This window comes from Achromobacter sp., assembly GCF_032113835.1.
In the GTDB taxonomy this organism is placed as follows: Bacteria; Pseudomonadota; Gammaproteobacteria; order Burkholderiales; family Burkholderiaceae_B; genus Achromobacter.
Genome location: NZ_DAMCTG010000054.1, coordinates 13,590 through 36,547, shown reverse-complemented (window position 1 = coordinate 36,547; position 22,958 = coordinate 13,590). Strand labels below are relative to the sequence as shown.

Sequence of the window (22,958 nt, the reverse complement as noted above, 5' to 3'; positions counted from 1 at the left end):
AGTTCCGGGGGGCAATTGACGGTGACGCAAGCCGACGCGAGATCCGGATCCTGGCCTTGGTCGATCTGCACTTGCGCGACATCCAGGCCGGCGGCGCTGAAGTCCAGGCAGATCTGCTTGCGCAAGGCGCCGAGCTCACCGCGAGGACAGATCACCGTCAGCCGGGACGTGCCGCGGCGGCGGCCCAGGGCGGTAGCACGGTCCACGCCGGCGCGGCGCAGGAACAAGTCGAAGAAACGCATAACGACCTCCATGACAAGAAGGCGGAGCGTGATCGCGAACACGAGCGCAGCCGGACAACGCCCTTGCATCGGACACGACGAACGTGCACGAACGCTGGCGCTGCGACTAGCGGCGGTTCTGGCGGTTTATGTCGGGGGGAGTCCCGGCAGACCGAAGGCCTGCACTATGGGCCGGGCTGATGCCTGGCGCTTGGGATACACCGCAACCTGAATGACAGGATGCGGCAGATGGAGTTCTGCGTGGATCCTGTCAGACAGCGACGTCGATGCAAGATCGACAACTTTCGCCGGAATCGGTATTCACGAAGACTGCTCCTGGGATGGAAAACACGGCGAGTTTACGCGGGTTTGTACTGATGGACAAGGGTTTGACGCAGTTTTGACACACAAATGCAGCAAAGCCGGGCAGGCACGAGAGGCCTGCCCGGCAATTGCATTCAGGCGTAGAAGTGCCAGCCCAGATAGCCGGCGAACAGCGCGTACAACCCGCCGACCGCCGACAACGCCGGCACGCTCATGGCGGCGCGGCGGAAGCGCATCCACAAGAGGCCGATCGACACCATGGTGAACAAGCCGGCCGCGAGCAGCGGCGCGTCCAGCACCCATGGCGTCATGAAGATGCCGAGCGCGCTGGGGATGGTGGCCTGGATCATCATGGCGCCCGAGATGTTGGCCAGCGCCAGACGCTCCTTGCCCTGGCGCACCCAGATCAGGGCGTTCATGATCTCCGGCAGTTCGGTGGCGACCGGCGCCAGCAGCAACGCGGCCACGTGCGGCGACGCGCCCATCGCGATGCCCAGCAGTTCGATCTGGTTCACGAAGACGTGCGAGGCGCCGGCGATCACCACCAGCGCCATGATGGTCTGCGTGGCGGCCCAGAACATGGTCGGGTTCTCGTCGCGCGGACGCAGCTTGAGCGGTTCGAGATCCTCGCAGTCCAGGCATTCCTCGTCGTTGCTCAGCTCGCGCTTGATGTAGAGCGCGTAGGTGGCCAGGAACACGAAACCCAACCAAGGCTTCCATGCGAAGGCCAGCAGGCCCAGGCCCACCTTGAAGATGAAGATGCCCATGAACCAGGCCTGGTCGCGGGCCAGCCGGCGCTGGTCCGCGTTGATACAGTTCGCCTGAGAGGGCTGGCCGCGGCGCGCGCGCCACAGGGCCAGGCCGACCACGGCGTACGCCAGCGTGGCCAGCACGAGGGGACCGCCCATCGCGGCGCCGACACCGATGTCCTTTTGTTCTGGGGTATCGCCGAAGACAACGGCCATGAAGGTGACGGCGCTTTCGGGCAGCGCGGTGCCGAAGGCCGCCAGCACGGTGCCGGTGGCGGTCGCGCCCAACTGGAAGCGATGACCGACCCATTCGACGCCATTGACGAAGAACTCGCACGCGACGTAGATCACTGCCGCGGACAGGAAAAACAGAAACAGGGTGAGCAACATGGGAACGCGGCCGGACGAGCAGATACCATTGGCGCGACGCAGCGGCTCGCCCGGCCAAGGGTGAACGCTACGCGGCCAAAGGTCTCGCCTGGCTGATCCACGCGGCGGCAAGCCGGACGTGGGTGCCGTCAGCGCCATGGGGTTCTAGCGGCTGCTCCGCAGCACTGAACCACCAAGTCTGTTGACGCTGACTCCTTTAGGGGAAAAGGATGGCTACTCCCCAATGACAGAGCGGCGATTGTAGCAGCGGTTCGCGCGCCGTCCAGTCATCACCGCGCCGCCCGCGCGGATTCGCCGCCGGGGTGTTGCATTCGCGGGATGGCGGGTAAAGTAGGTCCCATCTTTCGCCCTTGCCGGGGTCCCCGCCCCGACCCGCCCGCCATGAGCCTGCCTCCCGACGACATCGCCCCTTTTGCCGCGCGGCGCCAGCGCCTGATGGACCGCATGCGCGCAGACGGAGGCGGCATCGCCATCCTGGCGACGGCGCAGGAAGCCATCCGCAACCGCGACGCGGAATACCCCTACCGGCACGACAGCGACTTCTTCTACCTGACCGGCTTCACCGAACCGGACGCGTGGCTGGTGCTGGTTGCGGGCGCCACGGACCGGGCCGTGCTGTTCTGCCGGGCGCGCCATGTCGAGCATGAACTCTGGGAAGGCAAGCGCTTCGGCCCGGAGGCCGCCGCGGCCTACTTCGGCTTTGACGACGCCCACCCCATCGACGCGCTGGACGAGCTGGTGCCCGCGCTGATGCTGGACCATCCCACGCTGTATGCGCCGCTGGCCGGCGACAAGCGCACGGACGGCCGCCTGCGCCGCTGGCTGGCCGCGGCGCAGGAAAAAAGCCGCGGCGGGCACACGCCGCCGACGCGGCAGCAGGACGTGCGTCCGCTGCTGGCCGACATGCGGCTCATCAAGGACGCCTCGGAGATCGCGGCGATGCGGCGCGCGGCCAAGATATCGGCGGGTGCGCACGCGCGGGCCATGCGCGTTGCTCGGCCCGGCATGCGCGAATACGAGATCGAGGCCGAGCTGCTGTATGAGTTCCGCCGCCATGGCGCCCAGTCGGTGGCGTACAACACCATCGTCGCGGCCGGGGCCAATGCCTGTGTCCTGCACTATCCGGCCGGCGAAGCGGTGTTGCGCGACGGCGACCTGGTGCTGGTCGACGCGGGCTGCGAGGTCGACAGCTACGCCAGCGACATCACACGCACGTTTCCGGCGAACGGCCGCTACAGCGGCCCGCAGCGCGCGCTGTACGACCTGACCGTGGCGGCGCAGGACGCGGCCGCCCAGGCCACCGCGCCGGGCCGCAGCTTCAATGACGCGCACGAGGCCGCGCTGCGCGTGCTGGCGCAGGGCATGCTGGACCTGAAACTCTTGAAGGGGTCGCTGGACGGCGTGCTGGAATCGGGCGATTACAGCCGCTTCTACATGCACCGGACCGGCCACTGGCTGGGACTGGACGTCCATGACGTAGGCGACTACCGCCAGCCGGGCACGGCAACGGGCGCGGAGCGGCCGTGGCGCATGCTGGAAACCGGGATGATGCTGACCATCGAGCCGGGCATCTACGTGCGCCCCGCGGACGACGTGCCCGAGGCCTATTGGAATATCGGCATCCGCACCGAGGACGATGCGCTGGTCACGGACGAAGGCTGCGAACTGATTACCCGCGGCGTGCCGGTGCAGGCCACCGAGATCGAAGCGCTGATGCGCGAATAGCGGGGCGGAGCAAAAAACTTACAGCACGTAGCCGTCGAGCCAGCCCATGGCCACCCACACGTAGACCACGACCATGGCGATGGCGAACATGGTGGCGATGGCGCCGACCAGGCACGCCAGGATCGCAACCAGCACCGGCCCCCAGCCTGTCGTCGACACCTTGCCCAGGCCCGGATTGCAGAGCCGGTCGAATTTCTCGTCCGGCATCAGCGAATAGACCGCGCTTTCGATGAACCCATCGATCATCGGGATGAAGAGCAGGAAAAACGCGGGGTTGTCGTACCAGACCGGGTAGAAGCGGAACGCGCAGAACAGGCACGCGGCGGCGAACACGGTCACCAGCCAGGCGTGGCGCCGGCCCAGATACCACCAGTGCGCGCCAAAGGCGCCGAACAGGCAGGCCAGCAGCCCCACCGCGACCTTGCTGCGGGGGCGGCGGGCGGAAACGGCGGAAAGCGAAGAGGAAGCCTGAGCCTGCGTCATGTCAATCAACCGGTTAGGGAGCCGTGGCGCCGGGCTGCGGCGGCTGCCGCGATTGTAGTGGACGAGTAAAATCCGGGCATGACTTCCTCCGCCTACGACATTGCGATTCTTGGCGCCGGCCCCGTGGGCCGCGTTTTGGCCCTGATGCTGGCGCGCGTCGCGCCCGATCCGGCGCGCATCGCCCTGCTCGCGGGCAGCGCGCCAACGCCTGTCACGGCAGCCGCGGCCGTTCCTGCCGCGGATCCCCGCGTGCTGGCCATGAACCACGGCAGCCGCGTGCTGCTGGAGTCGTTGCACGCGTGGCCAGACCGCTCGGCCGACATCCGCAACATCCATGTCTCGCAGCGCGGCCGGCTGGGCCGCACGCTGATCCAGCACACCGATTTCAACGTGCCCCAGCTGGGCAGCGTGGTGGCCTATTCCGGGCTATATGCCAAGCTGGACGAATGCGTGGCGGCTTCCGGTGTCACCGTGCTGTCGGGCCCGCCGGCACAGATCGGCCTGCAGGACGCCGACGGCGTGCGCATCCAGCAGGGCGAAACGGAAATCCTTTGCGGCGTCGCCGTGCAGTCCGACGGCGCCGGCGCCACCGATGTGCGGCGCGACTACGACCAGCACGCCGTGCTGACCACCGCGCACGCCACCCTGCCCCGGCGCGGCTGGGCCTGGGAACGGTTCACCTCCGAAGGTCCGCTGGCGCTGCTGCCGCACCCACAGACGCCGGACGCCTATTCGGTGGTCTGGTGCAGCGCGCCGGACCGTGCAGCCGAACTGGCGGCTCTGGACAACACCGCGTTCTCCCACGCGCTGACGCAGGCCTTCGGCGAACGCCTGGGCCGCCTGTCCAGCCAGGCTCCCCGCCACGTATTCCCCCTGGCGCTGTCCGCCCGCCGCGCGCAGGTGCATGGCCGCGTGGCGGCCATCGGCAATGCCGCCCAGACCTTGCACCCGGTGGCGGGACAGGGGCTGAACCTGGGCCTGCGCGACGCGGCGCGGCTGGCGCAGACCCTGGCGGGCTGGCTGGCGAGTCGCGCTGCCAACGCCGGCGCAAACCCCGGCCCCGCGCTCGCCGAATTCGCCAACGCCCGCCACCTTGACCGTTTCATCACCGCCGGACTCACCGATTTCATGCCGCGCATCTTCGCCACCCGGCTCGCCCCCGTCGAACACGCCTGCGGCGCCGCGTTATTGGGGATGGATCTTGCCTCCCCGCTGCGCGCGCCGCTGGCGCAGCATCTGCTGCAGGGATTCCGCGCCTGACCTCTCCCCGATCCGGCCCCGGATAGGGGCTGGGTCGCCGTCTTTTATTCCCTGTTTGTTACCAGGCCCTCGCGCCCCGAAAAAGGGGGTTCGATCGAGCCGGTTAAAATGTGAGCATGCGCATAGGCCAGTGGACCCTTCCCAACAACGTTCTTGTCGCGCCCATGGCGGGCGTGACGGATCGTCCTTTCCGCCAGCTTTGCAAGAAGCTGGGGGCGGGTTACGCGGTGTCCGAGATGGCCGCCAGCAACCCGAAGCTCTGGGACAGCGTCAAGACCTCGCGCCGCCTGAACCACGACGGCGAGATCGCCCCCATTTCGGTGCAGATCGCCGGGGCGGACCCCGCCATGATGGCCGAGGCCGCCGCCTTCAACGCCAACAAGGGCGCCCGGATCATCGACATCAACATGGGATGTCCGGTCAAGAAGGTGTGCAACGTGGCGTCGGGCTCGGCGCTGCTGCGCCACGAAGACCTGATCGTCCGCATCCTGGACGCCGTGGTCGCCGCCTGCGCGCCGCTGGGCGTGCCGGTCACCCTGAAGACCCGCACCGGCTGGGATCGCAATAGCCGCAACGCCCTGCGGGTCGCCAAGCTGGCCGAAAACGCCGGCATCGCCGCCCTCACGCTGCACGGCCGCACGCGGGCCGACCTCTATACGGGCGAGGCGGAATATGACACCATCCGCGCCGTCAAGGCCGAAATCGGCATCCCCGTGATCGCGAACGGAGATATCGACTCGCCCGCCAAAGCCCGGCACGTCCTGGATTACACTGGCGCCGATGCGGTCATGATCGGCCGGGCGGCCCAGGGCCGTCCGTGGATCTTCCGCGAAATCGACCACTACCTGCGCACGGGCGAAACACTGCCCCCTCCCTCTTATGGGGAAATGCGCGAGCTGCTGCTCGAACATCTCGACGACCACTACCGTTTCTATGGCGAGCACACCGGCGTACGCACCGCGCGCAAGCACATAGGCTGGTATGTGGACGGCCTGCCGGGCGCGGATTCGTTCTGCGCCGGCATGAACCTGATCGACAACACCCGCGACCAATGGCGGGCGGTGGCGGACTGGTTCGACACCCTCTCACGCGACGGCGCCCCTACCCCGGCGCCGGCCGCAGAAGCCCTGCTGGCGGCATGACCGCCTCAACACCAACATAAAAATATCTGTACTCAAATGAGCAAGAAAGATGTCCTGGAAGAATGCGTGCGCGCCAGCCTGGAGCGCTATTTCGAAGACTTGGGCGAGTCCGAGCCCCACGACATGTGGGACATGGTCATGCGCTGCGTGGAGCGCCCGGTGCTTGAAGTAGCGTTGGAACGGTCGGGCGGCAACCAGTCCCGGGCGTCCGAGATGCTGGGCATCACCCGCAACACGCTGCGCAAGAAGTTGCTGGCGCACAATATCCAGGTATAGCTTTCCCCCGCGCGGGCGGCGCATGCTTGGCGCCGCCGCCCCCTCCAGATTTCCCATCCGACCAGAACGAGAAAGGCGTCACCGCCCCACTCCGTCCCATCATGAAAATCGAAACCGCCCTGCTTTCGGTGTCCGACAAGACCGGCATCGTTGAATTTGCCCGCGCCCTGGCCGCGCGTGGCGTGCGCCTGCTGTCGACCGGCGGCACCGCCAAGCTGCTTGCCGATTCCGGCCTGACCGTCACCGAAGTGGCCGCCCACACCGGCTCGCCCGAGATCCTGGACGGCCGCGTGAAGACGCTGCACCCGAAGATCCACGGCGGCCTGCTGGCCCGTCGCGACAGCGCCGAGCACATGGACACGATCAAGGCGGCAGGCATCGATCGCATCGACATGCTGGTGGTCAACCTGTACCCGTTCCGTGAGACGGTCGCCAAGCCCGATTGCACGTTTGCCGACGCCGTCGAGAACATCGACATCGGCGGTCCGGCCATGCTGCGCGCCGCCGCCAAGAACCACGGCACCGAAGCCGGTGGCGTGACGGTCGTGATCGACCCGGTCGATTATTCCCGCGTCCTGACCGAAATGGACAAGGGCGGCGCCACCTCTTACGGCCTGCGCCTGGCGCTGGCCGCCAAGGTCTACGCCCACACGGCCGCGTACGACGGCGCCATCGCCGCCTACCTGACCAGCCTGACCGAAGCCGAACCCGCGCAGGAAGCCGTGCCCGCCCGCAACGAATGGCCCGGCACGCTGACGTTGCAGGTCAAGCAGGAACAGGCCCTGCGCTACGGCGAAAACCCGCATCAAAGCGCCGCCTTCTACGTGGACGCGCAGCGTCCGGCCGGCCTCTTGGGCAACTACCGCCAGCTTCAGGGCAAGGAACTGTCCTACAACAACATCGCCGACGCCGACGCGGCGTGGGAATGCGCGCGCAGCTTCGAGGCGCCCGCCTGCGTCATCGTCAAGCACGCCAACCCCTGCGGCGTGGCCGTGGCGGCCGATACGCTGGGCGCGTACCAGCAAGCATTCAAGACCGACCCGACGTCGGCCTTTGGCGGCATCATCGCCTTCAACCGTCCGGTTGACGCCGCGACCGCCGAAGCCGTCAGCGCGCAATTCCTGGAAGTGCTGCTGGCCCCGGCCTACGATGGCGCCGCGCTGGCCATCCTGGCCGCCAAGAAGAACGTGCGCGTGCTGGAAGTGCCGATGGGCACGGGCCAGAACGCCTTCGACATCAAGCGCGTGGGCGGCGGCTGGCTGGTGCAGACGCCGGACGCCTACAACGTGCCGCGCGACGCCCTGAAGGTCGTCACCAAGCGCCAGCCCACCGAACAGGAAATGAACGACCTGTCGTTCGCCTGGAAGGTCGCCAAGTACGTCAAGTCCAACGCCATCGTGTTCGTGGGCGGCGGCATGACCCTCGGTGTCGGCGCCGGCCAGATGAGCCGCATCGACTCGGCCCGCATCGCCTCGATCAAGGCGGAAAACGCCGGCCTGACCCTCAAAGGCTCGGCCGTGGCGTCCGACGCGTTCTTCCCGTTCCGCGACGGTCTGGACGTTGTGGTGGCGGCGGGCGCGACGTGCGTGATCCAGCCGGGCGGCAGCGTGCGCGATGACGAAGTCATCGCCGCCGCCGACGAGCACGGCATCGCCATGGTGCTGACCGGCACGCGTCACTTCCGCCACTGATGCGCGTCCTCGGCATCGATCCCGGCCTGCGCCGCACCGGCTTCGGCGTGATCGATGCCGATGGCTCGCGGCTGCGTTACGTGGCCAGCGGGACCATCGTGGTCCCGCCGGCGCTGACGCTGTCCGAACGCCTGAAGGTCATCCTGGACAACCTGCGCCAGGTGGCCCGCGACACGCAACCCGACGTGGCCGCGCTGGAAATCGTCTTCCTCAATACCAATCCCGCTTCCACCCTGCTGCTCGGGCAGGCGCGCGGCGCGGCGCTGTGCGCGCTGGCCGACAGTTCGCTGGCCGTGCACGAGTACACCGCCCTGCAGATCAAGAAAGCCGTGGTCGGCACCGGCCGCGCGGCGAAAGAGCAGGTGCAGATGATGGTGCAGCACCTCTTGGCGCTGGACGGCGTGCCTGCCCCCGACTCGGCCGATGCCTTGGCCTGCGCCATCTGCCACGCGCACGTGGGTCCGCTGCAGGACAAGCTCGAACGCCTGGGCAGCGCGCTGCGCATGGGCGGCAAGACCCGCATCCGCAATGGCCGCCTGATCGGCTGATCGCCCGCACGTATAGAATCCCCGCATCCGCCGCGCGCTGCGCGGCCCCACCATTGCCAGGCCTCTCACCATGATCGGAAGAATCACCGGAACCCTGATCGAGAAACTGCCCCCCACCATCTGCGTGGACGTGGGCGGAATCGGGTATGACATCGACGTGCCCATGAGCACGCTGTATTCGCTGCCCGACACGGGCGCGCGCGTCACGCTTTACACGCATCTGACCGTGCGCGAAGACGCGCACATCCTGTATGGCTTTGCCTCGGCCGGGGAGCGCAGCGCGTTCCGCGAGCTCATCAAGGTCAGCGGGATCGGGGCGCGCACCGCGCTGTCGGTGCTATCGGGCCTGTCGGTGGCGGATCTGGCGCAGGCCATCACGCTGCAGGAGTCGGGCCGCCTGACCCGCGTGCCGGGCATCGGCAAGAAGACCGCGGAACGCCTGCTGCTGGAAATGCGCGGCAAGCTGGGCGCGGACATCGGCGCAGCGGCGCACATCACGCACGACAACCAGTCCGACATCCTGAATGCGCTGCTGGCGCTGGGCTACTCCGAGAAGGAATCGCTGTCGGCGCTGAAGACGCTGCCCGAAGGCGTGGGCGTGTCCGACGGCATCAAGCAGGCGCTGAAGGCGCTGGTGCGCTAACTGGCGCTAGGCCGTCTTGCCGTGCTGCAGGTAGCGCGGCGCCACGGCCTCCAGGCCTGTGGGCACCACGTGCAGTTCGGGGGCTATCGGTCCGCCGCAGACGTTGTCGCGGCGCAGGGAATCCAGGTTGTCGCGCGACATCAGCGGTGTGCCCGGCAGGCATTCGAACAGCCGGGCCTGCATGCGTCCCACCCCCATCGGAATACTGATGACGGGGCGCGGATGCCCGCTCCAGGCGGCGCACAGCCGCGCGATCTCGCCCAGCGTGTAGACCTGGGGCCCGCCCAGTTCGTAGGTCTTGCCGCAGGTGTGGGTGTCGGCCAGCGCGTTGACCATGGCGGTCACCACATCGCCGACATAGATCGGCTGCATGCGTGCATTGGCGCCGGCCAGCGGCAGCACCGGCAGCCAGCGCGCCAGCGACGCGAACATATTGGTGAAGTTGTCGTCGGGCCCGAAGAGGACCGACGGACGGAAGATGGTCCAGCCGATGTCGCCACGCTCTTGATAGGCGGCCTTGATGGCGGCCTCGCCGTCGCCCTTTGAGCGCTGGTACATGCTGTCGCCGCTGGAGTCGGCGCCCAGCGCGCTGACGTGCAGCAGGCGACGCACCCCGTGGCGCACGCAGGCCTGCGCAATGCGCTGCGGCAGATGCACGTGGGCCCGCGCGAAATCCGACCCGTACGGCCGGCCCAGGTTGCCGTGCAGGATGCCCACCAGGTTCACAACGGCATCGCAGCCCCGGACCATGCCGTCGAGCACGGCGTCGTCATGGATGTCCGACTGCAGCAGGGTGACGGTGGGAAGTAATTGCAGGTCGCGTCCGCGTGCAATGAGCCGCGTGGGCACGACGATCTGATGCGGGTCCGCGCAAAGCCGTGCTACCAAGTGGCGGCCGATGAAGCCCGTGCCGCCAATGACAAGGATACGCATGGCGTAGCCTCCGGTTCGTCAGGATCGAGGTTCGATTCTGCCTTGCCGGGTCGGCAGGCGCAAGCACACGCGGAGCGCGCGGAGCGTCCGCCGCGCGCTCCGCTTGATGCGCGTCAGCCCGCGAGCAGCCGGGCGTAGGCCGGAAGATCGACGTTGCCGCCGCTGATGATGACGCCGACCCGGGCCCCACGCACCGGCACCACGTTTTGCATGACGGCCGCCGCGGCCAGGCAACCCGTGGGTTCCACGACCATCTTCATGCGCTCGGCAAAGAATTTCATCGTCGTGACGAGCTGATCATCCGTCACCGTGACGATGTCGCGCACGTACTTCTGGATGAGGGGGAACGTGATGTTGCCCAGGTGCGTGGTGGCGGCGCCGTCAGCCAGCGTCTTGGGGGCGGGGATTCGGACAATTTCACCCTTGCGCAGGGACTGCTGCCCGTCGTTGCCGGCTTCGGGCTCCACGCCGTACACCAGGCAGCGCGGGCTGAGCGCGAAGGCGGACAAGGCCGAGCCCGACAGCAGGCCGCCGCCGCCCAGGCACACGAATAGGTAATCGAGTTCGCCGACTTCCTCGAACAGTTCCTTGGCGGCGGTGCCCTGGCCCGCGATCACGTCTTCGTGGTCGTACGGCGGGATCAGCGTGGCGCCGGTTTCGGACTGGATGCGGCGGGCGATGGTCTCGCGGTCTTCGGTGTAGCGGTCATACGTGACGATCTTGCCGCCGTAGCCTTCCGTGGCCGCGCGTTTGGCCGCAGGCGCGTCCAGCGGCATGATGATCGTGGCCTGAACACCCTGCAGCTTCGAGGCCAGCGCGATGGCCTGCGCGTGATTGCCCGACGAGAACGTCACCACCCCGGCGGCACGCTGGTCGGGCGTGAGGCGCGCAATCGCGTTGTAGCCGCCCCGGAACTTGAACGCGCCCATGCGCTGGAAGTTCTCGCACTTGAAGAACAGCGACGCGCCGGCGATGGCGTCGGCGGTGGCCGAGGTCAGGACGGGCGTGCGGTGTGCGTTGCCGGCCAGGCGCTCGCTGGCGCGCACGACGTCATCATAGGAGGGCAATTCGGGCTGCATGGAATAAGGTCCTTAGATCGCGGGGGGAAACGAAACCCTCGGATCATAAACCCGTCGCGCGGTTTGCGCGCCGCCCGTTGGCATGACGGCGCGCGGCGCGGACTATTTGCCGAAGAGGTCGCCGGAGCCGCCGGTGGCGGTGCCGGCGGGCGGGGCCAGGCCCAGATGGCGCCACGTGGTCAGTGTGGCGGTGCGGCCGCGCGGCGTGCGCTGCAGGTAGCCGTGCTGGATGAGGTACGGCTCGATGACGTCCTCGATCGTGTCGCGCTCTTCGCCGATGGCCGCGGCCAGGCTGTCCACGCCGACCGGGCCGCCATCGAACTTATGGACGATGGCTTCGAGCAGCTTCCTGTCCATCAGGTCCAGGCCTTGCGGATCGACTTCCAGCATGGCGAGTGCGCGGCCCGCGACGTCGGCGTCGATCGTGCCGCCCGCCTTGACCTCGGCGTAGTCGCGCACCCGGCGCAGCAGCCGGTTGGCGATACGCGGCGTGCCGCGCGCGCGGCGCGCCACCTCGGCCGCGCCGTCCGGCGTGATGACGGCGTTCAGCAGGCCCGCGCTACGCGTCACGATGTGGCCGAGATCGGCGGCGTTGTAGAACTCGAGCCGCGAGACGATGCCGAAGCGGTCGCGCAGCGGATTGGTCAGCATCCCGGCGCGCGTCGTGGCGCCCACCAGCGTGAAGGGCTGCAGATCCAGCTTCACGCTGCGCGCGGCCGGGCCTTCGCCGATCAGGATGTCGATCTGGAAGTCTTCCAGCGCCGGGTAGAGGATTTCCTCGACCACGGGCGACAGGCGATGGATCTCGTCGATGAAAAGGACGTCGTTCTTTTCCAGGTTGGTCAGCAGCGCGGCCAGATCACCCGGACGCTCAAGCACCGGGCCCGAAGTCTGGCGCAGCTGCACGCCCATTTCGTGGGCAATGATGTGCGCCAGCGTGGTCTTGCCCAGGCCCGGCGGGCCGAAAAGCAGGACGTGGTCCAGCGCCTCGCCGCGCTTTCTGGCCGCGGCGATGAAGATCTCGAGCTGTTCGCGGGCGCGCTGCTGCCCCACATACTCTTCCAGCGCCTTGGGCCGCAACGCGCGTTCGATCGACTCCTCGTTGGGCGACACCGGCTGCGGCGCCACGATGCGAGGGGCGTCGGGACGGGAGGAAAGCGAATCGGACTGGATGGCCATGGTGCGGGGTACGGGCAAAGGACGAAGCAGGATGAATCGTACCGTAGCGCGGGCCGGCCCGGGGTCGCCCCCGGGACCACGCCCGTCAGGCGGCCTGGGACAGCGGCAGACGCACGCGCACGCACAGCCCGCCGGATTCCGCCTCGCGCAGTTCGAGCGAGCCGCCGTGCGCCCGCGCGATGGCTTCGGCCAGCGCCAGGCCCAGGCCCACGCTGCCGGTGCGGGTGCGCGCGTCGTCCAGCCGGCTGAACGGCCGCAAGGCCTCCAGGCGGCGCTCAGGCACGATGCCCGGGCCGTGGTCGGCCACGTCCAGCACCGCGTGCCCTTCCTCGCGGCGCAGCGCAATGTCCACCGGCGGCGCGCCGTGGTTCAGCGCGTTGCCGATCAGGTTGTCCAGCAGACGGCCAAGCGCCACGGCGTCGGCCTGCACCACGAGACCGCCGGCATCCAGGGCCGTGTCCAGCCCGATGGCGGTGCCGGCGCCCTGCCAGGCGCCCACGCGCTCGGTCAGCCATTCGGACAGCAGGATGGGCGCGTAGCGGTAGGCCGCCGGATCCGTGCCGCGCACGAACCCGATGAACTGATCCACCATGTGCTGCATGTCGCGCAGGTCGGTGCGCAGGCCTTCCTTCAGCGTGGAATCGTCGGCCATTTCGACGCGCAGCCACATGCGCGAAAGCGGCCCCTTCAAGTCATGCGGCAGGCCGGAAAGCAGCGTGCGCCGCACCGAGTCGGACTCGGACAACGCGTCCAGCATGGCATTGAAGCGTTCGCCCAGCACGCGCGTTTCGTGTGGCCCCGAGGGCTCCACTCGCTGGGGCTGGCCCGCGGCCAACTGGTCCGCGGCATCGGCAAGCCGCGTGATCGGCCGCGTGATGTGCCACGAAAAGCCCACGGCCAGGAGCAGCAGGAGACCCAGCCCGCCCAGCCAGGCGGCGATGAAGGGCGTGGCGACGGGCGGATCCAGCCGGTCCAGCGGAATGACGAGCCACTCGCGCAGCCGCGGCGCGTCTTCGGTGGCCGGATTGGGCGCCAGCGAAATGAAGATCTCGGGCGTGGGGCCGCGCGACAGCGCCACGCGCGTGCCGTCGTTCAGGCGTTCGTTCAGCTGCTGGACCAGCACGCGCAGGTCGCGGCGGATGTCGTCGGGCTCGGGCTTGTAGCGGCGGTTGGACTCTTCGCGGTCGCGGGCGCCGTCACCGGCGCGCTGCGCCTCGCCGCGCCCGTCCGCATGGGCGGCGTCCGCCCCGCGCTCGTCGTCGCGGACTTCGGGCGGCGGGGGCGGCGGGGGCCCGTGGAATTGGGAATCCTGGGAGGACGGCGGCGGCGGAGGCGGCGGGCGCGGTGCGGCGCGCGGCGGCGGACGGCGGCCGTTGAAGCGTTGCAGCTTGGCTTCGGCGGGCAGCACGCGCGACCACAGCCGCCACTGGTTTTGCGAAGCGGACCGCACGAAATCGGCGCGGTCCTCGGCCGGCACCTGGGACACGGCGGCGCGCAGCGTGCGGATCGTGGTGACGATGTAGCCGATCGCCACGTCTTCCATGAATTTGTGCCGGAAGTACGACACCGTCACCAACGTGGCGGCCTGCGTCAGCAGGACCGATCCGAGGATCAGCAGGATCAGCCGTGCCCGCAGCGAGCGGGGCACCAGAATGCCGGGGGAAAAGCGCATCAGGGCGAGAACCGGTAACCGATGCCCCAGACGGTCTGGATCCAGCGCGGCTGCTTGGGATCGTCCTCGATGACGCGGCGCAGGCGCAGGATGGCAATATCGATGGCACGGTCGTTGCGCTCGCCGGCGTCGTCGTCGCGGGCCAGCGCCAGCAGGCGTTCGCGCGACAGCGGTTTGCCGGCGTTGCGCACCAGGGCTTCGAGCAGGTTGATCTCGCCGCCGGTCAGCTTGACGACGGTGCCGTCGCGGGACAGCTGGCGCGTGGACGGGTCGAACACGAACGGGCCGAACGAGACGGGCGCGTCCTTGGTCAGCGCGGACGGACCGCGCTTGCGGCGCAGCACGGCCTCGATGCGGGCCAGCAGTTCGCGGGGATCGAAGGGCTTGCCGACGTAGTCGTCGGCGCCGGCCTCCAGGCCGATGATGCGGTCCACGGCTTCGTCGCGCGCGGTCAGCAGGATGACGGGAATGTCCTCGCCCTGTTCGCGCAGGCGGCGGCAGGCATCGGCGCCGTCGCCGCCGGGCAGCATGCGGTCGAGCACCAGCAGATCGGGCGCGTAACGCGTGATGCGCGAGGAAAGATCGGTCGCGTCCGGAGCAAGCAATGTGTCGTAGCCGTGCCGATTCAGGTAGTCGGCCAGCAATTGGCGCAGCGCCGGATCGTCGTCGACGACCAGCAGCTTGGTGTGGGAATTGTCCATGGGCGTCATAGTGCGGCGCGTGGCCGTTGCCTGCAAGGGGCGAGAAATCATCTGAAATATACCCGTTGCACGATGTACGACTGATGTGTCGAGCTTTTTGCAACGGGCGTACCCGCGCCCCCGAAGTGGCCCTAGAATGGCGCTTCGCCTGCCGCCCTTCGTGGACTTTTCTAAAGATCGTTTACAGATGAACGGCGGGGTGCTCCCTACACTGTCCCCATGGCCGCCACAGCTAACCCCTGGCGCAGAGGGCTGTTGCACGCGGCGCTGACGGCGGGCCTGGCCTGGCCGCTGGCGCCCGCTTTCGGTGACGAGCCCGACGTGTCCCCCTTTACTTTGACGCCGCCCCCGGCGGGCGACGTCACGCGCGTGGCGCGCGGCATCGGCGTGCTGTCCCCCGTCCAATCCCTGCCCGTGCGCCCCGCGCCGTCGATGGACGACCGCGCCGTGCCGTTGGATCCGACGCCGTGCGACCTGCACGCGACGGAACCCGGCATGGACACCACGGTGCGAGACGGCGGTCAGGACCCGGCCGATGTATTCATTCCGGGCACAGGTCTGGGGCTGACCGGCAACGCGCCGACGGTTCCGCTGTCCTGCGATCCGCTGGCAACGGCCGGTTCCGCGGAAGACATTCCGCCAGATTATTCCTTCACGCTGGAAGACGGCGATCTGCCCCGCGTGCCGGTCGTGGTGATTTCCGGCGTCTCCCGCCCCTCGCGGCCCTGGTTCTCGTCGGTCAGCGGGCAGGACGGCCTGCGCTACGGCGGCAGCCGCAACTGGGTCTACCGCAACACCGCCGGCCCGTCCCTTACCGTGGGCAACGTCAACCCCAACGCGCCCGCGTGGGGCAGCGGCGCGGCGGTGGGCGGGCTGCAGATCGCGAACTGGGGCGGCAGCGGCGCCACGTTGCCCGAGGGCAGCTTCGGCTACTCGTCATCGGTGGGCAAGCTGAACCTGATGGATCCGGCCGCCAAGTCCGGCGCGGTCGACTATGGCGCGTCCGTGGGCAGCGGCAGCGTGCGCTACGGGCTGACGCCCGTGGTGACGGTCGAGGGCCAGATGCAGAGCGCCCCGTCGCTGACCACCCGTGGCGTGGGCACCACGTACAACGCGGGCGAATTCGGCACCTTCCGGGCCGGCGCCACGCAAAGCACCTTCGATGCGGCCAGCGGCTACCGCTACCGCTTCGGCTACAGCATCGACGTGGCCGACACCGTGACCCTGGGCTACACCAACGAGCAGATTGGCGCGGGCTACGGCGACCTGTCCACGTATTCGGGCGGCGTGGCCTCTACCGCGCAGACGCGCAACACCGTGTCGGCGGGCCTCCCGCTGTCCGGCTGGGGCACGCTGAGCGGCACGTATTCCGGGCTGCGCGAAGGCTCCGTGCTGGCCGAGCAGCGCGTGGGGCTGTCCCATAGCATGTTCGTCGCCCCGAAGGTCAAGCTGGCCGTCGGCGCCGACCGGGACATCGTGACGGGCGACTACGGCTGGCGCGCCAACCTGAGCATGCCCGTGGACACCTTCATGCGCGGCACCTGGCTCAGCTGGTGAGTGCCGGATAGCGTGGCCAAAATCTCCCTCGGGAACGGGCGGGCTGGAATTGGGGCTTAAAATCCCTGCCATGATGCTTCCGGCCTATCCCCATGTCTGACGCGCGCGCCCTCGGCGTGTTGCAGCGCGTTTTCGGTTACGAATCCTTCCGCGGCGACCAGCAAGCCATTGTCGAACAGGTGATCGGCGGCGGCGACGCGCTCGTCCTCATGCCCACGGGCGGCGGCAAGTCGCTCTGTTACCAGATCCCCTCGCTGGTGCGCGAAGGCACCGGCATCGTCGTATCGCCCCTGATCGCGCTGATGCAGGATCAGGTCGACGCGCTGACCGAACTGGGTGTGCGCGCGGCGTTCCTGAATTCCACGCAGGAGTGGCGGGTAGCCCGCGAGGTTGAACAGGCCTTCCTGAACGGCGAGCTCGACCTGCTTTACGTCGCGCCCGAACGCCTGCTGACCGACCGCTGCCTGCAATTGCTCGAGCGCGGCCGCATCGCGCTGTTCGCCATCGACGAAGCGCACTGCGTGTCCCAATGGGGTCACGACTTCCGGCCGGAATACCTGGGCCTGTCCATGCTGCACGAGCGCTGGCCCGACGTGCCGCGCATCGCGCTCACGGCCACCGCCACCGCCGTCACCCGCACCGAAATCGCGCAGCGACTGTCGCTGGACGAGGCGCGCCATTTCGTCTCCAGCTTCGACCGCCCCAACATCCGCTACCGCATCGTCGAAAAGAACGAGGTGCGCAAGCAGTTGCTGGACATGATCCGCACCGAGCATGAAGGCGAATCCGGCGTGGTGTACTGCCTGTCGCGCGCCCGGGTCGAAGAGACGGCCGAATTCCTCTGCAATCAGGGCATCGATGCGATGCCGTATCACGCGGGCCTCAGCGCCCAGATCCGGGCGGCCAACCAGTCGCGGTTCCTACGCGAGGACGGCGTGGTCATGGTCGCCACCATTGCGTTCGGCATGGGGATCGACAAGCCCGACGTGCGCTTCGTGGCGCACATCGACCTGCCCAAGTCGGTCGAGGGCTACTACCAGGAAACCGGCCGCGCCGGCCGCGATGGCCTGCCCGCCACGGCCTGGCTGGCCTACGGTTTGCAGGACGTGGTGCAGCAGCGCCGCATGATCGACGAATCCCCGGGCGACGAATCCTATCGCCGGCGTCTGGGCCAGCAGCTCGACGCCATGCTGGGCCTGTGCGAAACGGTGGAATGCCGGCGCGTGCGGCTGCTGGCGTACTTCGGCCAGCAGATCACCGCGTGCGGCAATTGCGACGTCTGCCTGGACCCGCCGCAGGCGTGGGACGGCACCGTGGCAGCGCAAAAGGTGCTGTCGGCCGTGTACCGCCTCTGGAAGGAACGCGGCCAGCGCTACGGCGCCGGCCACATCATCGATATCCTGCGCGGCAAGGTCACCGACCGCACCAAGCAGCATGGCCACGAATCGCTCAGCGTGTTCGGCGTGGGCGCCGACCTCTCCGACACCGCTTGGCGCGGCGTGCTGCGCCAGCTCTTGGCGCAGGGCCTGCTGACCGTGGACAACGAAGGCTTCGGCACGCTGGCCCTGACCGAAGGCAGCCGCGCGGTGCTAAAGGGCGAGCACCAGCTCATGCTGCGGCGCGAATCCGAAAAGAAACCGCGGTCCGGCAAGACGGGCAGCGGACGGCCCAAGGCGGCGGCGGTCGACCTGCCGGCCGAACTGCAGCCGGTATTCGAGGCGCTGCGCGCCTGGCGCGGCGAAGTCGCCAAGAGCCACGGCGTGCCGGCCTACGTGATCTTCCACGACGCCACACTGCGCGAGATCGCGCTGGCGCAGCCCGAGTCCATGGACGACCTGAGCCACATCAACGGCGTGGGGGCCCGCAAGCTGGAAGCCTACGGCGAAGAAATCCTGCAACGGGTGGCGCGGCCCGTGCTGTAGCGCCCGGGCGGCACCGGGGCCGGACGGAACGCCTGTCCGGCCTTCCGCCCGGCCTCGAATCGATCAATACGACGGCGGCGGCAGCAGCGGCACGGGGCGGCGCTCCTTGCCGAAGACCGACCGGTACGCCAGGATGTTGAACACCAGCACCACCGGAATTCCCACGACGGCGCCCGCCATCACGAGCCGCATCGAACCCAGCGCGCCCGCGCCGTCCCACAGCGTCATGTCGTCCAGGATCAGGTACGGGAACAGGCTGTAGGCCAGTCCGCTCAGCATCAGCAGGAACAGCGCCACCGTCAGCACGAAGGGCAACCAGCTGAAGCGGTCCGCGCGGCCCGGCAGCCGCGCCAGCAGCATTTCGGCGGCGACGAAGCCGGCCAGCATCAGCACCCACACCGACGCCGCGAGGCTGAGGTGAGCAATGTTGCTCCACTTATAGAAGATGCCCGCGTTGGCCAGGCCCAGCGTGACCGCGATCGACACCATGCCCACGGCCGTCCAGCGGATGGCGTGGCGCGCCCAGTTGGCTGCGCGGCGCTGCAGGTCGCCGTCCACGCGCATGACCAGCCACGACGCGCCCAGCAGCACGTAGGCGGCCACGGCGCACAGGCCCACGAACATCGCGAACCAGCCGTACCCCGCGTCGGACTGATAGCCCGTGGCGATGCGGCCCAGCAACGTACCCTGGCCGAACGCGGTGATGAGGGAGCCGATCCAGAACGCGAAGATCCAGCGCGGCTTCATTTCGTTGCGGGCGCGGATGCGGAATTCGAAGGCGACGCTGCGCAGCACCACGCCCAGCACCATGAACGTCAGCGGCCCGTAGAGCTTGCCCAGCACGGCGCCCCAGGCGAACGGGAACGCCGCCGCGAATAGTCCCATGCCGAGCAGCAGCCAGAATTCATTGGCGTCGCGCCACGGGCTGAGCAGGCTCATCATGCGGCCGCGCTCGTGCTCCGGGGCGATCTGCAGCAGGATGCCCACGCCGAGGTCGAAGCCGTCCAGGACCATGCCTGCGGCAATCACGACAAACAGCAGCGCCATGAAGGCGAGCGGCATCCAGAACGAAGGATCGTCGGGGCTCAGGCCTTGCGAAGCAGCCAGCATGGCGATCATGGCGCACCTCCGATCAGCTTGCGCACAGGCACGACGCCGTAGCGCGCCGCATGGAACAGCATGCCGGCGAACGCGGCCAGCAGCAGCGCGTAGAGCAGTCCGTAGCCGGCCAGCCCGTACAGCACGGTGCTGGAGGGCACGGAGCCCAGAACCTCGGATTGCGTGACGGTGCCGTTCACGACGAAGGGTTGCAGTCCGATGATGGAGACCCACCATCCCGCGACCACAGCAATGCCGCCGGAGAACATCATGCCGCACAGCACCCGCTGCCACCACGTCGGCAAGGCCGACGGGTCCATGCCGCGCCGGAACGTCCACAGGAACGTCACGCACGCCACGGCCAGCATCAGCAGTCCCAGCCCGACGGCCACGCGCAGCGACCAGAAGGTCAGCGCCACCGGCGGCAGCATGCCCGAATACTTGTCCAGGCCCTGGTAGGTGCCGTCCGCATTGCGATGCAGCCACATGCCGCCGGCGTTGTTGATCGTGAGGTCGCCCTCGTTGACGTGCGCGCGCGCGTCGGGCCAGCCGAACAGCACCAGTTGCGGCACGGGGCCGCTTTGCCAGAAGCCCGCCGCGGCGGCGGCCTTGGCCGGTTGCAGCTTCGCCATCAGCTGACCCGCGCCGGTCGCCACGGGCACCTGCAGGAACGCGGCCACCACGGCCACCACCAGCGCGGTCTTGAACGCGCTGCGCTCGCCCTCGCCCAGCGGCCGCCGCAACGCCTGCAGCGCGGTCACGCCCATCATCAGGAACGAAGCGGCCAGCGCCGCGCCCACCATCACCACGGCCATGCGCCAGCCGACCGAGGGATTGAGCACAACCTTGTTCCAGTCATAGACCTGGTAGCGGCCGTCGACCAGCAGCGCGCCATCCGGCGTCTGCATCCACGCCTGCAGGGCCAGGACCCAGAACACGGCGACAAGCTGCCCCACCGCCACCATCATGACGGCCAGCGTGTGCGCGCCATCGGACACGCGGCGTTGGCCGAACAGCATGACGCCCAGGAAACAGGATTTGAGGATGAAGACGGACAGGATGCCGTAGCCCAGCAGCGGGCCGGCCACGTTGCCGATCTTGTCCATCAGGCCCGCCCACAGGCTGCCGATCTGGATCAGGACGGGCACGCTGGCGGCCAGCGTCAGCACGAATGACAGCGCAAAGATGCGGACCCAGAAGCGATAGGCCGCTGTCCAGCCGCCATGGCTGGACCAGCGGGCCCGGATCTTGAAGAACAGCAGCACCCAGGCCAGGGCCAGGGAAACGGCGAGAAAAAGCGCCAGGAAGCTAAGGCTGGCCACGAACTGCGCCCGGGCCAGGGATAGAGTCGAGATATCCATAATGGCCCGTAGTGTAGAGCCAGTTACATGACTGCGGGGGCCGATTGAAACCGGTTGCCGGCGTGGCAAAAATGGCCGCGCTGCGGAACGTGGCAAAATTGACGCTTTGTCGCTGCTTTTTCCTATTCTTTCAAGAATGACCTCCGCCACGACGCCGACCCCCGCCGCATCAAACTTCCTGCTAAACATCGTTCAAGACGACCTCGAAGCCAACCGCTTCCAGGGCAAGCGCTGGGCGGGCAAGCCCGGCCCGGCCGCCTTGCAGCAGCAGGGAGACGCGGACCCGGCCCGCATCCGCACGCGCTTTCCGCCGGAGCCCAACGGCTACCTGCACATCGGCCACGCCAAGAGCATCTGCGTGAACTTCGGCCTGGCGCGCGACTTCGGCGGCGTCTGTCACCTGCGTTTCGACGACACCAACCCCGAGAAAGAAGACCAGGAGTACGTCGACGCCATCATCGAGGCCGTCCACTGGCTGGGCTTTGACTGGAAGGCCGACGGCCGCGAGAACCTGTACTTCGCCAGCGACTACTTCGGCTATATGTATGAGTTCGCCGAAGCCCTGGTCGAAGCCGGCCACGCCTACGTCGACGAACAGAGCGCGGAAGAAATCCGCGCCAATCGCGGCACGCTGACCGAGCCCGGCACTGATTCGCCCTGGCGCAACCGCCCGGCCGCCGAGTCCATCGCGCTGCTGCGCGAAATGCGCGACGGCAAGCATCCCGACGGCAGCCTGGTGCTGCGCGCCAAGATCAACATGGCGTCGCCCAACATCAACCTGCGCGACCCGGTCATGTATCGCGTCCGCCACGCCACGCACCATCGCACCGGCGACCAGTGGTGCATCTACCCGATGTACAGCTGGGCGCACCCGGTGGAAGACGCGCTGGAAGGCATCACGCACAGCGTCTGCACGCTGGAATTCGAAGACCAGCGCCCGTTCTACGACTGGATCCTGACGCGCCTGGCCGAACTGGGCAAGCTGGCCCAGCCGCTGCCGCACCAGTACGAATTCGCCCGCCTGAACCTGAGCTACGTCGTCACCAGCAAGCGCAAGCTGCTGCAGTTGGTCAAGGAAGGCCACGTGGACGGCTGGGACGATCCGCGCATGCCCACCATCTTCGGCCTGCGCCGCCGCGGCTATACGCCCGCGTCGATCCGCCTGTTCTGCGACCGCACCGCCGTCTCCAAGTCCGATTCGCGCATCGACTACAGCCTGCTCGAGCAGGCCGTGCGCGACGACCTGGACCCCATCGCCGCGCGTTCGGTCGCCGTGCTGGACCCGATCAAGCTGGTCATCACCAACTACCCGGAAGGCCAGACCGAGACCTGCACCGCGCCGCGCAACCCGCACGACCCCGAAGCCGGCGTGCGCGAATTCCCGCTGTCGCGCGAGCTGTGGATCGAACGCGACGACTTCCGCGAGGAAGCGCCCAAGAAGTATTTCCGCCTGTTCCCCGGCAACACGGTGCGCCTGAAGTACGGCTACGTCGTGCGCTGCACCGGCTTCACCAAGAACGAGGCCGGCGAGGTCGTCGAAGTGCAGGCCGAATACCTGCCCGACACCAAGAGCGGCACGCCGGGCGCCGACAGCGTCAAGGTCAAGGGCAACATCACCTGGGTCAGCGCGGCTCACGCGGTGCCCGCCCAGATCCACCTGTACGACCGCCTGTTCGCGGATCCGCGTCCTGACGGCGGCGACAAGGACTTCCTGGCCTGCCTGAATCCCAACTCCAAGCAGACCGTCACTGCCTGGCTGGAACCGGGCACCGTGGCCACGCCGGGCGCGACCTGGCAGTTCGAGCGTCTGGGCTACTTCACGGCCGACCTGAAGGACTCGACGCCCGACGCGCCGGTGCTGAACCGCATCGTGACCCTGCGCGATTCGTGGGCGCAAGGCTGACGCGCCCGCGTGCGCAATACCCGGAAAAGGCGCCTTGTGGCGCCTTTTTCTTTCGCCCCGCGTCCGGCGCAGGCCGCCTTGGGCGGGTTATCATCCCCGAC

20 protein-coding genes and 1 riboswitch are annotated in these 22,958 nt (G+C 68.2%); of the genes, 10 read left to right on the top strand and 10 right to left on the bottom strand.

Features of this window, described 5'->3' with window-relative positions; all coding sequences use genetic code 11:
• Positions 1-242 (bottom strand): hypothetical protein (locus RT697_RS18105; protein ID WP_313700749.1); only part of this gene is annotated, 242 nt, incomplete at its 3' end.
• A 437-nt stretch (positions 243-679) separates the two neighbouring features.
• Positions 680-1,684 (bottom strand): sodium:calcium antiporter, encoded by a 1,005-nt coding sequence (locus tag RT697_RS18100; protein WP_313700748.1) that lies wholly within the window; start codon positions 1,682-1,684, stop codon positions 680-682.
• Positions 1,685-1,727: 43 nt separating this feature from the next.
• A riboswitch (yybP-ykoY riboswitch) is annotated at positions 1,728-1,918 on the bottom strand.
• 147 nt (positions 1,919-2,065) lie between these two features.
• Here RT697_RS18100 and RT697_RS18095 point away from each other — a divergent pair.
• Positions 2,066-3,409, top strand: a complete 1,344-nt coding sequence (locus RT697_RS18095; protein WP_313700746.1) for an aminopeptidase P N-terminal domain-containing protein — start codon at positions 2,066-2,068, stop codon at positions 3,407-3,409.
• 18 nt (positions 3,410-3,427) lie between these two features.
• Here the strand turns inward: RT697_RS18095 and RT697_RS18090 are convergent, their stop codons facing one another.
• Positions 3,428-3,892 carry an NINE protein gene (locus tag RT697_RS18090; protein WP_313700745.1) on the bottom strand — a complete coding sequence of 155 codons (465 nt, stop codon included), beginning with the start codon at positions 3,890-3,892 and terminating at the stop codon, positions 3,428-3,430.
• 78 nt (positions 3,893-3,970) lie between these two features.
• Between RT697_RS18090 and RT697_RS18085 the strand changes: the two genes are divergently transcribed.
• From RT697_RS18085 to ruvA, 6 genes are all read left to right on the top strand, one after another.
• Positions 3,971-5,152 carry a UbiH/UbiF/VisC/COQ6 family ubiquinone biosynthesis hydroxylase gene (locus RT697_RS18085; protein WP_313700743.1) on the top strand — a complete coding sequence of 394 codons (1,182 nt, stop codon included), beginning with the start codon at positions 3,971-3,973 and terminating at the stop codon, positions 5,150-5,152.
• 116 nt (positions 5,153-5,268) lie between these two features.
• Complete coding sequence (gene dusB, locus RT697_RS18080) at positions 5,269-6,294, top strand: tRNA dihydrouridine synthase DusB (RefSeq protein WP_313700751.1); 1,026 nt, start codon at positions 5,269-5,271, stop codon at positions 6,292-6,294.
• Positions 6,295-6,330: 36 nt separating this feature from the next.
• Complete coding sequence (locus RT697_RS18075) at positions 6,331-6,570, top strand: helix-turn-helix domain-containing protein (RefSeq protein WP_006217670.1); 240 nt, start codon at positions 6,331-6,333, stop codon at positions 6,568-6,570.
• Positions 6,571-6,671: 101 nt separating this feature from the next.
• Positions 6,672-8,261 carry a bifunctional phosphoribosylaminoimidazolecarboxamide formyltransferase/IMP cyclohydrolase gene (purH, locus tag RT697_RS18070; protein WP_313700741.1) on the top strand — a complete coding sequence of 530 codons (1,590 nt, stop codon included), beginning with the start codon at positions 6,672-6,674 and terminating at the stop codon, positions 8,259-8,261.
• A complete protein-coding gene (gene ruvC, locus RT697_RS18065) occupies positions 8,261-8,809 on the top strand; it encodes a crossover junction endodeoxyribonuclease RuvC (RefSeq protein ID WP_056568849.1) in 549 nt (182 codons plus the stop codon). The genes purH and ruvC overlap by 1 nt, the downstream gene beginning before the upstream one ends.
• A gap of 70 nt (positions 8,810-8,879) precedes the next feature.
• Positions 8,880-9,452 carry a Holliday junction branch migration protein RuvA gene (ruvA, locus tag RT697_RS18060; RefSeq protein ID WP_313700739.1) on the top strand — a complete coding sequence of 191 codons (573 nt, stop codon included), beginning with the start codon at positions 8,880-8,882 and terminating at the stop codon, positions 9,450-9,452.
• A 6-nt stretch (positions 9,453-9,458) separates the two neighbouring features.
• Here ruvA and RT697_RS18055 read toward each other — a convergent pair whose 3' ends face one another.
• The 5 genes from RT697_RS18055 to RT697_RS18035 all read right to left on the bottom strand — a co-directional run bounded on the left by RT697_RS18055 (position 9,459) and on the right by RT697_RS18035 (position 15,016).
• Complete coding sequence (locus RT697_RS18055) at positions 9,459-10,385, bottom strand: complex I NDUFA9 subunit family protein (RefSeq protein WP_313700738.1); 927 nt, start codon at positions 10,383-10,385, stop codon at positions 9,459-9,461.
• A 113-nt stretch (positions 10,386-10,498) separates the two neighbouring features.
• Positions 10,499-11,464 carry a threo-3-hydroxy-L-aspartate ammonia-lyase gene (locus RT697_RS18050; protein ID WP_313700737.1) on the bottom strand — a complete coding sequence of 322 codons (966 nt, stop codon included), beginning with the start codon at positions 11,462-11,464 and terminating at the stop codon, positions 10,499-10,501.
• Positions 11,465-11,566: 102 nt separating this feature from the next.
• Complete coding sequence (gene ruvB, locus RT697_RS18045) at positions 11,567-12,643, bottom strand: Holliday junction branch migration DNA helicase RuvB (protein ID WP_313700736.1); 1,077 nt, start codon at positions 12,641-12,643, stop codon at positions 11,567-11,569.
• Positions 12,644-12,728: 85 nt separating this feature from the next.
• Positions 12,729-14,315: an ATP-binding protein gene (locus RT697_RS18040; protein WP_313700735.1), complete on the bottom strand. Its 1,587-nt coding sequence runs from the start codon at positions 14,313-14,315 to the stop codon at positions 12,729-12,731.
• Positions 14,315-15,016 (bottom strand): response regulator, encoded by a 702-nt coding sequence (locus tag RT697_RS18035; RefSeq protein ID WP_008158717.1) that lies wholly within the window; start codon positions 15,014-15,016, stop codon positions 14,315-14,317. The genes RT697_RS18040 and RT697_RS18035 overlap by 1 nt, the downstream gene beginning before the upstream one ends.
• Before the next feature lie 219 nt (positions 15,017-15,235).
• Here RT697_RS18035 and RT697_RS18030 point away from each other — a divergent pair, with 219 nt between their 5' ends.
• Both RT697_RS18030 and recQ read left to right on the top strand, forming a co-directional pair.
• Positions 15,236-16,573 carry a fimbrial protein gene (locus tag RT697_RS18030; protein ID WP_313700733.1) on the top strand — a complete coding sequence of 446 codons (1,338 nt, stop codon included), beginning with the start codon at positions 15,236-15,238 and terminating at the stop codon, positions 16,571-16,573.
• Positions 16,574-16,665: 92 nt separating this feature from the next.
• Entirely contained in the window at positions 16,666-18,495 is a 1,830-nt protein-coding gene (recQ, locus tag RT697_RS18025; protein WP_313700731.1) for a DNA helicase RecQ, read from the top strand.
• A 63-nt stretch (positions 18,496-18,558) separates the two neighbouring features.
• Here recQ and RT697_RS18020 read toward each other — a convergent pair whose 3' ends face one another.
• Positions 18,559-19,614 carry a cytochrome d ubiquinol oxidase subunit II gene (locus RT697_RS18020; protein WP_313700729.1) on the bottom strand — a complete coding sequence of 352 codons (1,056 nt, stop codon included), beginning with the start codon at positions 19,612-19,614 and terminating at the stop codon, positions 18,559-18,561.
• Positions 19,611-20,954: a cytochrome ubiquinol oxidase subunit I gene (locus RT697_RS18015; protein WP_313700728.1), complete on the bottom strand. Its 1,344-nt coding sequence runs from the start codon at positions 20,952-20,954 to the stop codon at positions 19,611-19,613. The genes RT697_RS18020 and RT697_RS18015 overlap by 4 nt, the downstream gene beginning before the upstream one ends.
• Positions 20,955-21,090: 136 nt before the next feature.
• On the opposite strand from RT697_RS18015, the gene RT697_RS18010 reads away from it, so the two are divergent.
• Positions 21,091-22,857 (top strand): glutamine--tRNA ligase/YqeY domain fusion protein, encoded by a 1,767-nt coding sequence (locus tag RT697_RS18010; protein WP_313700726.1) that lies wholly within the window; start codon positions 21,091-21,093, stop codon positions 22,855-22,857.
• Positions 22,858-22,958 lie beyond the last annotated feature (101 nt).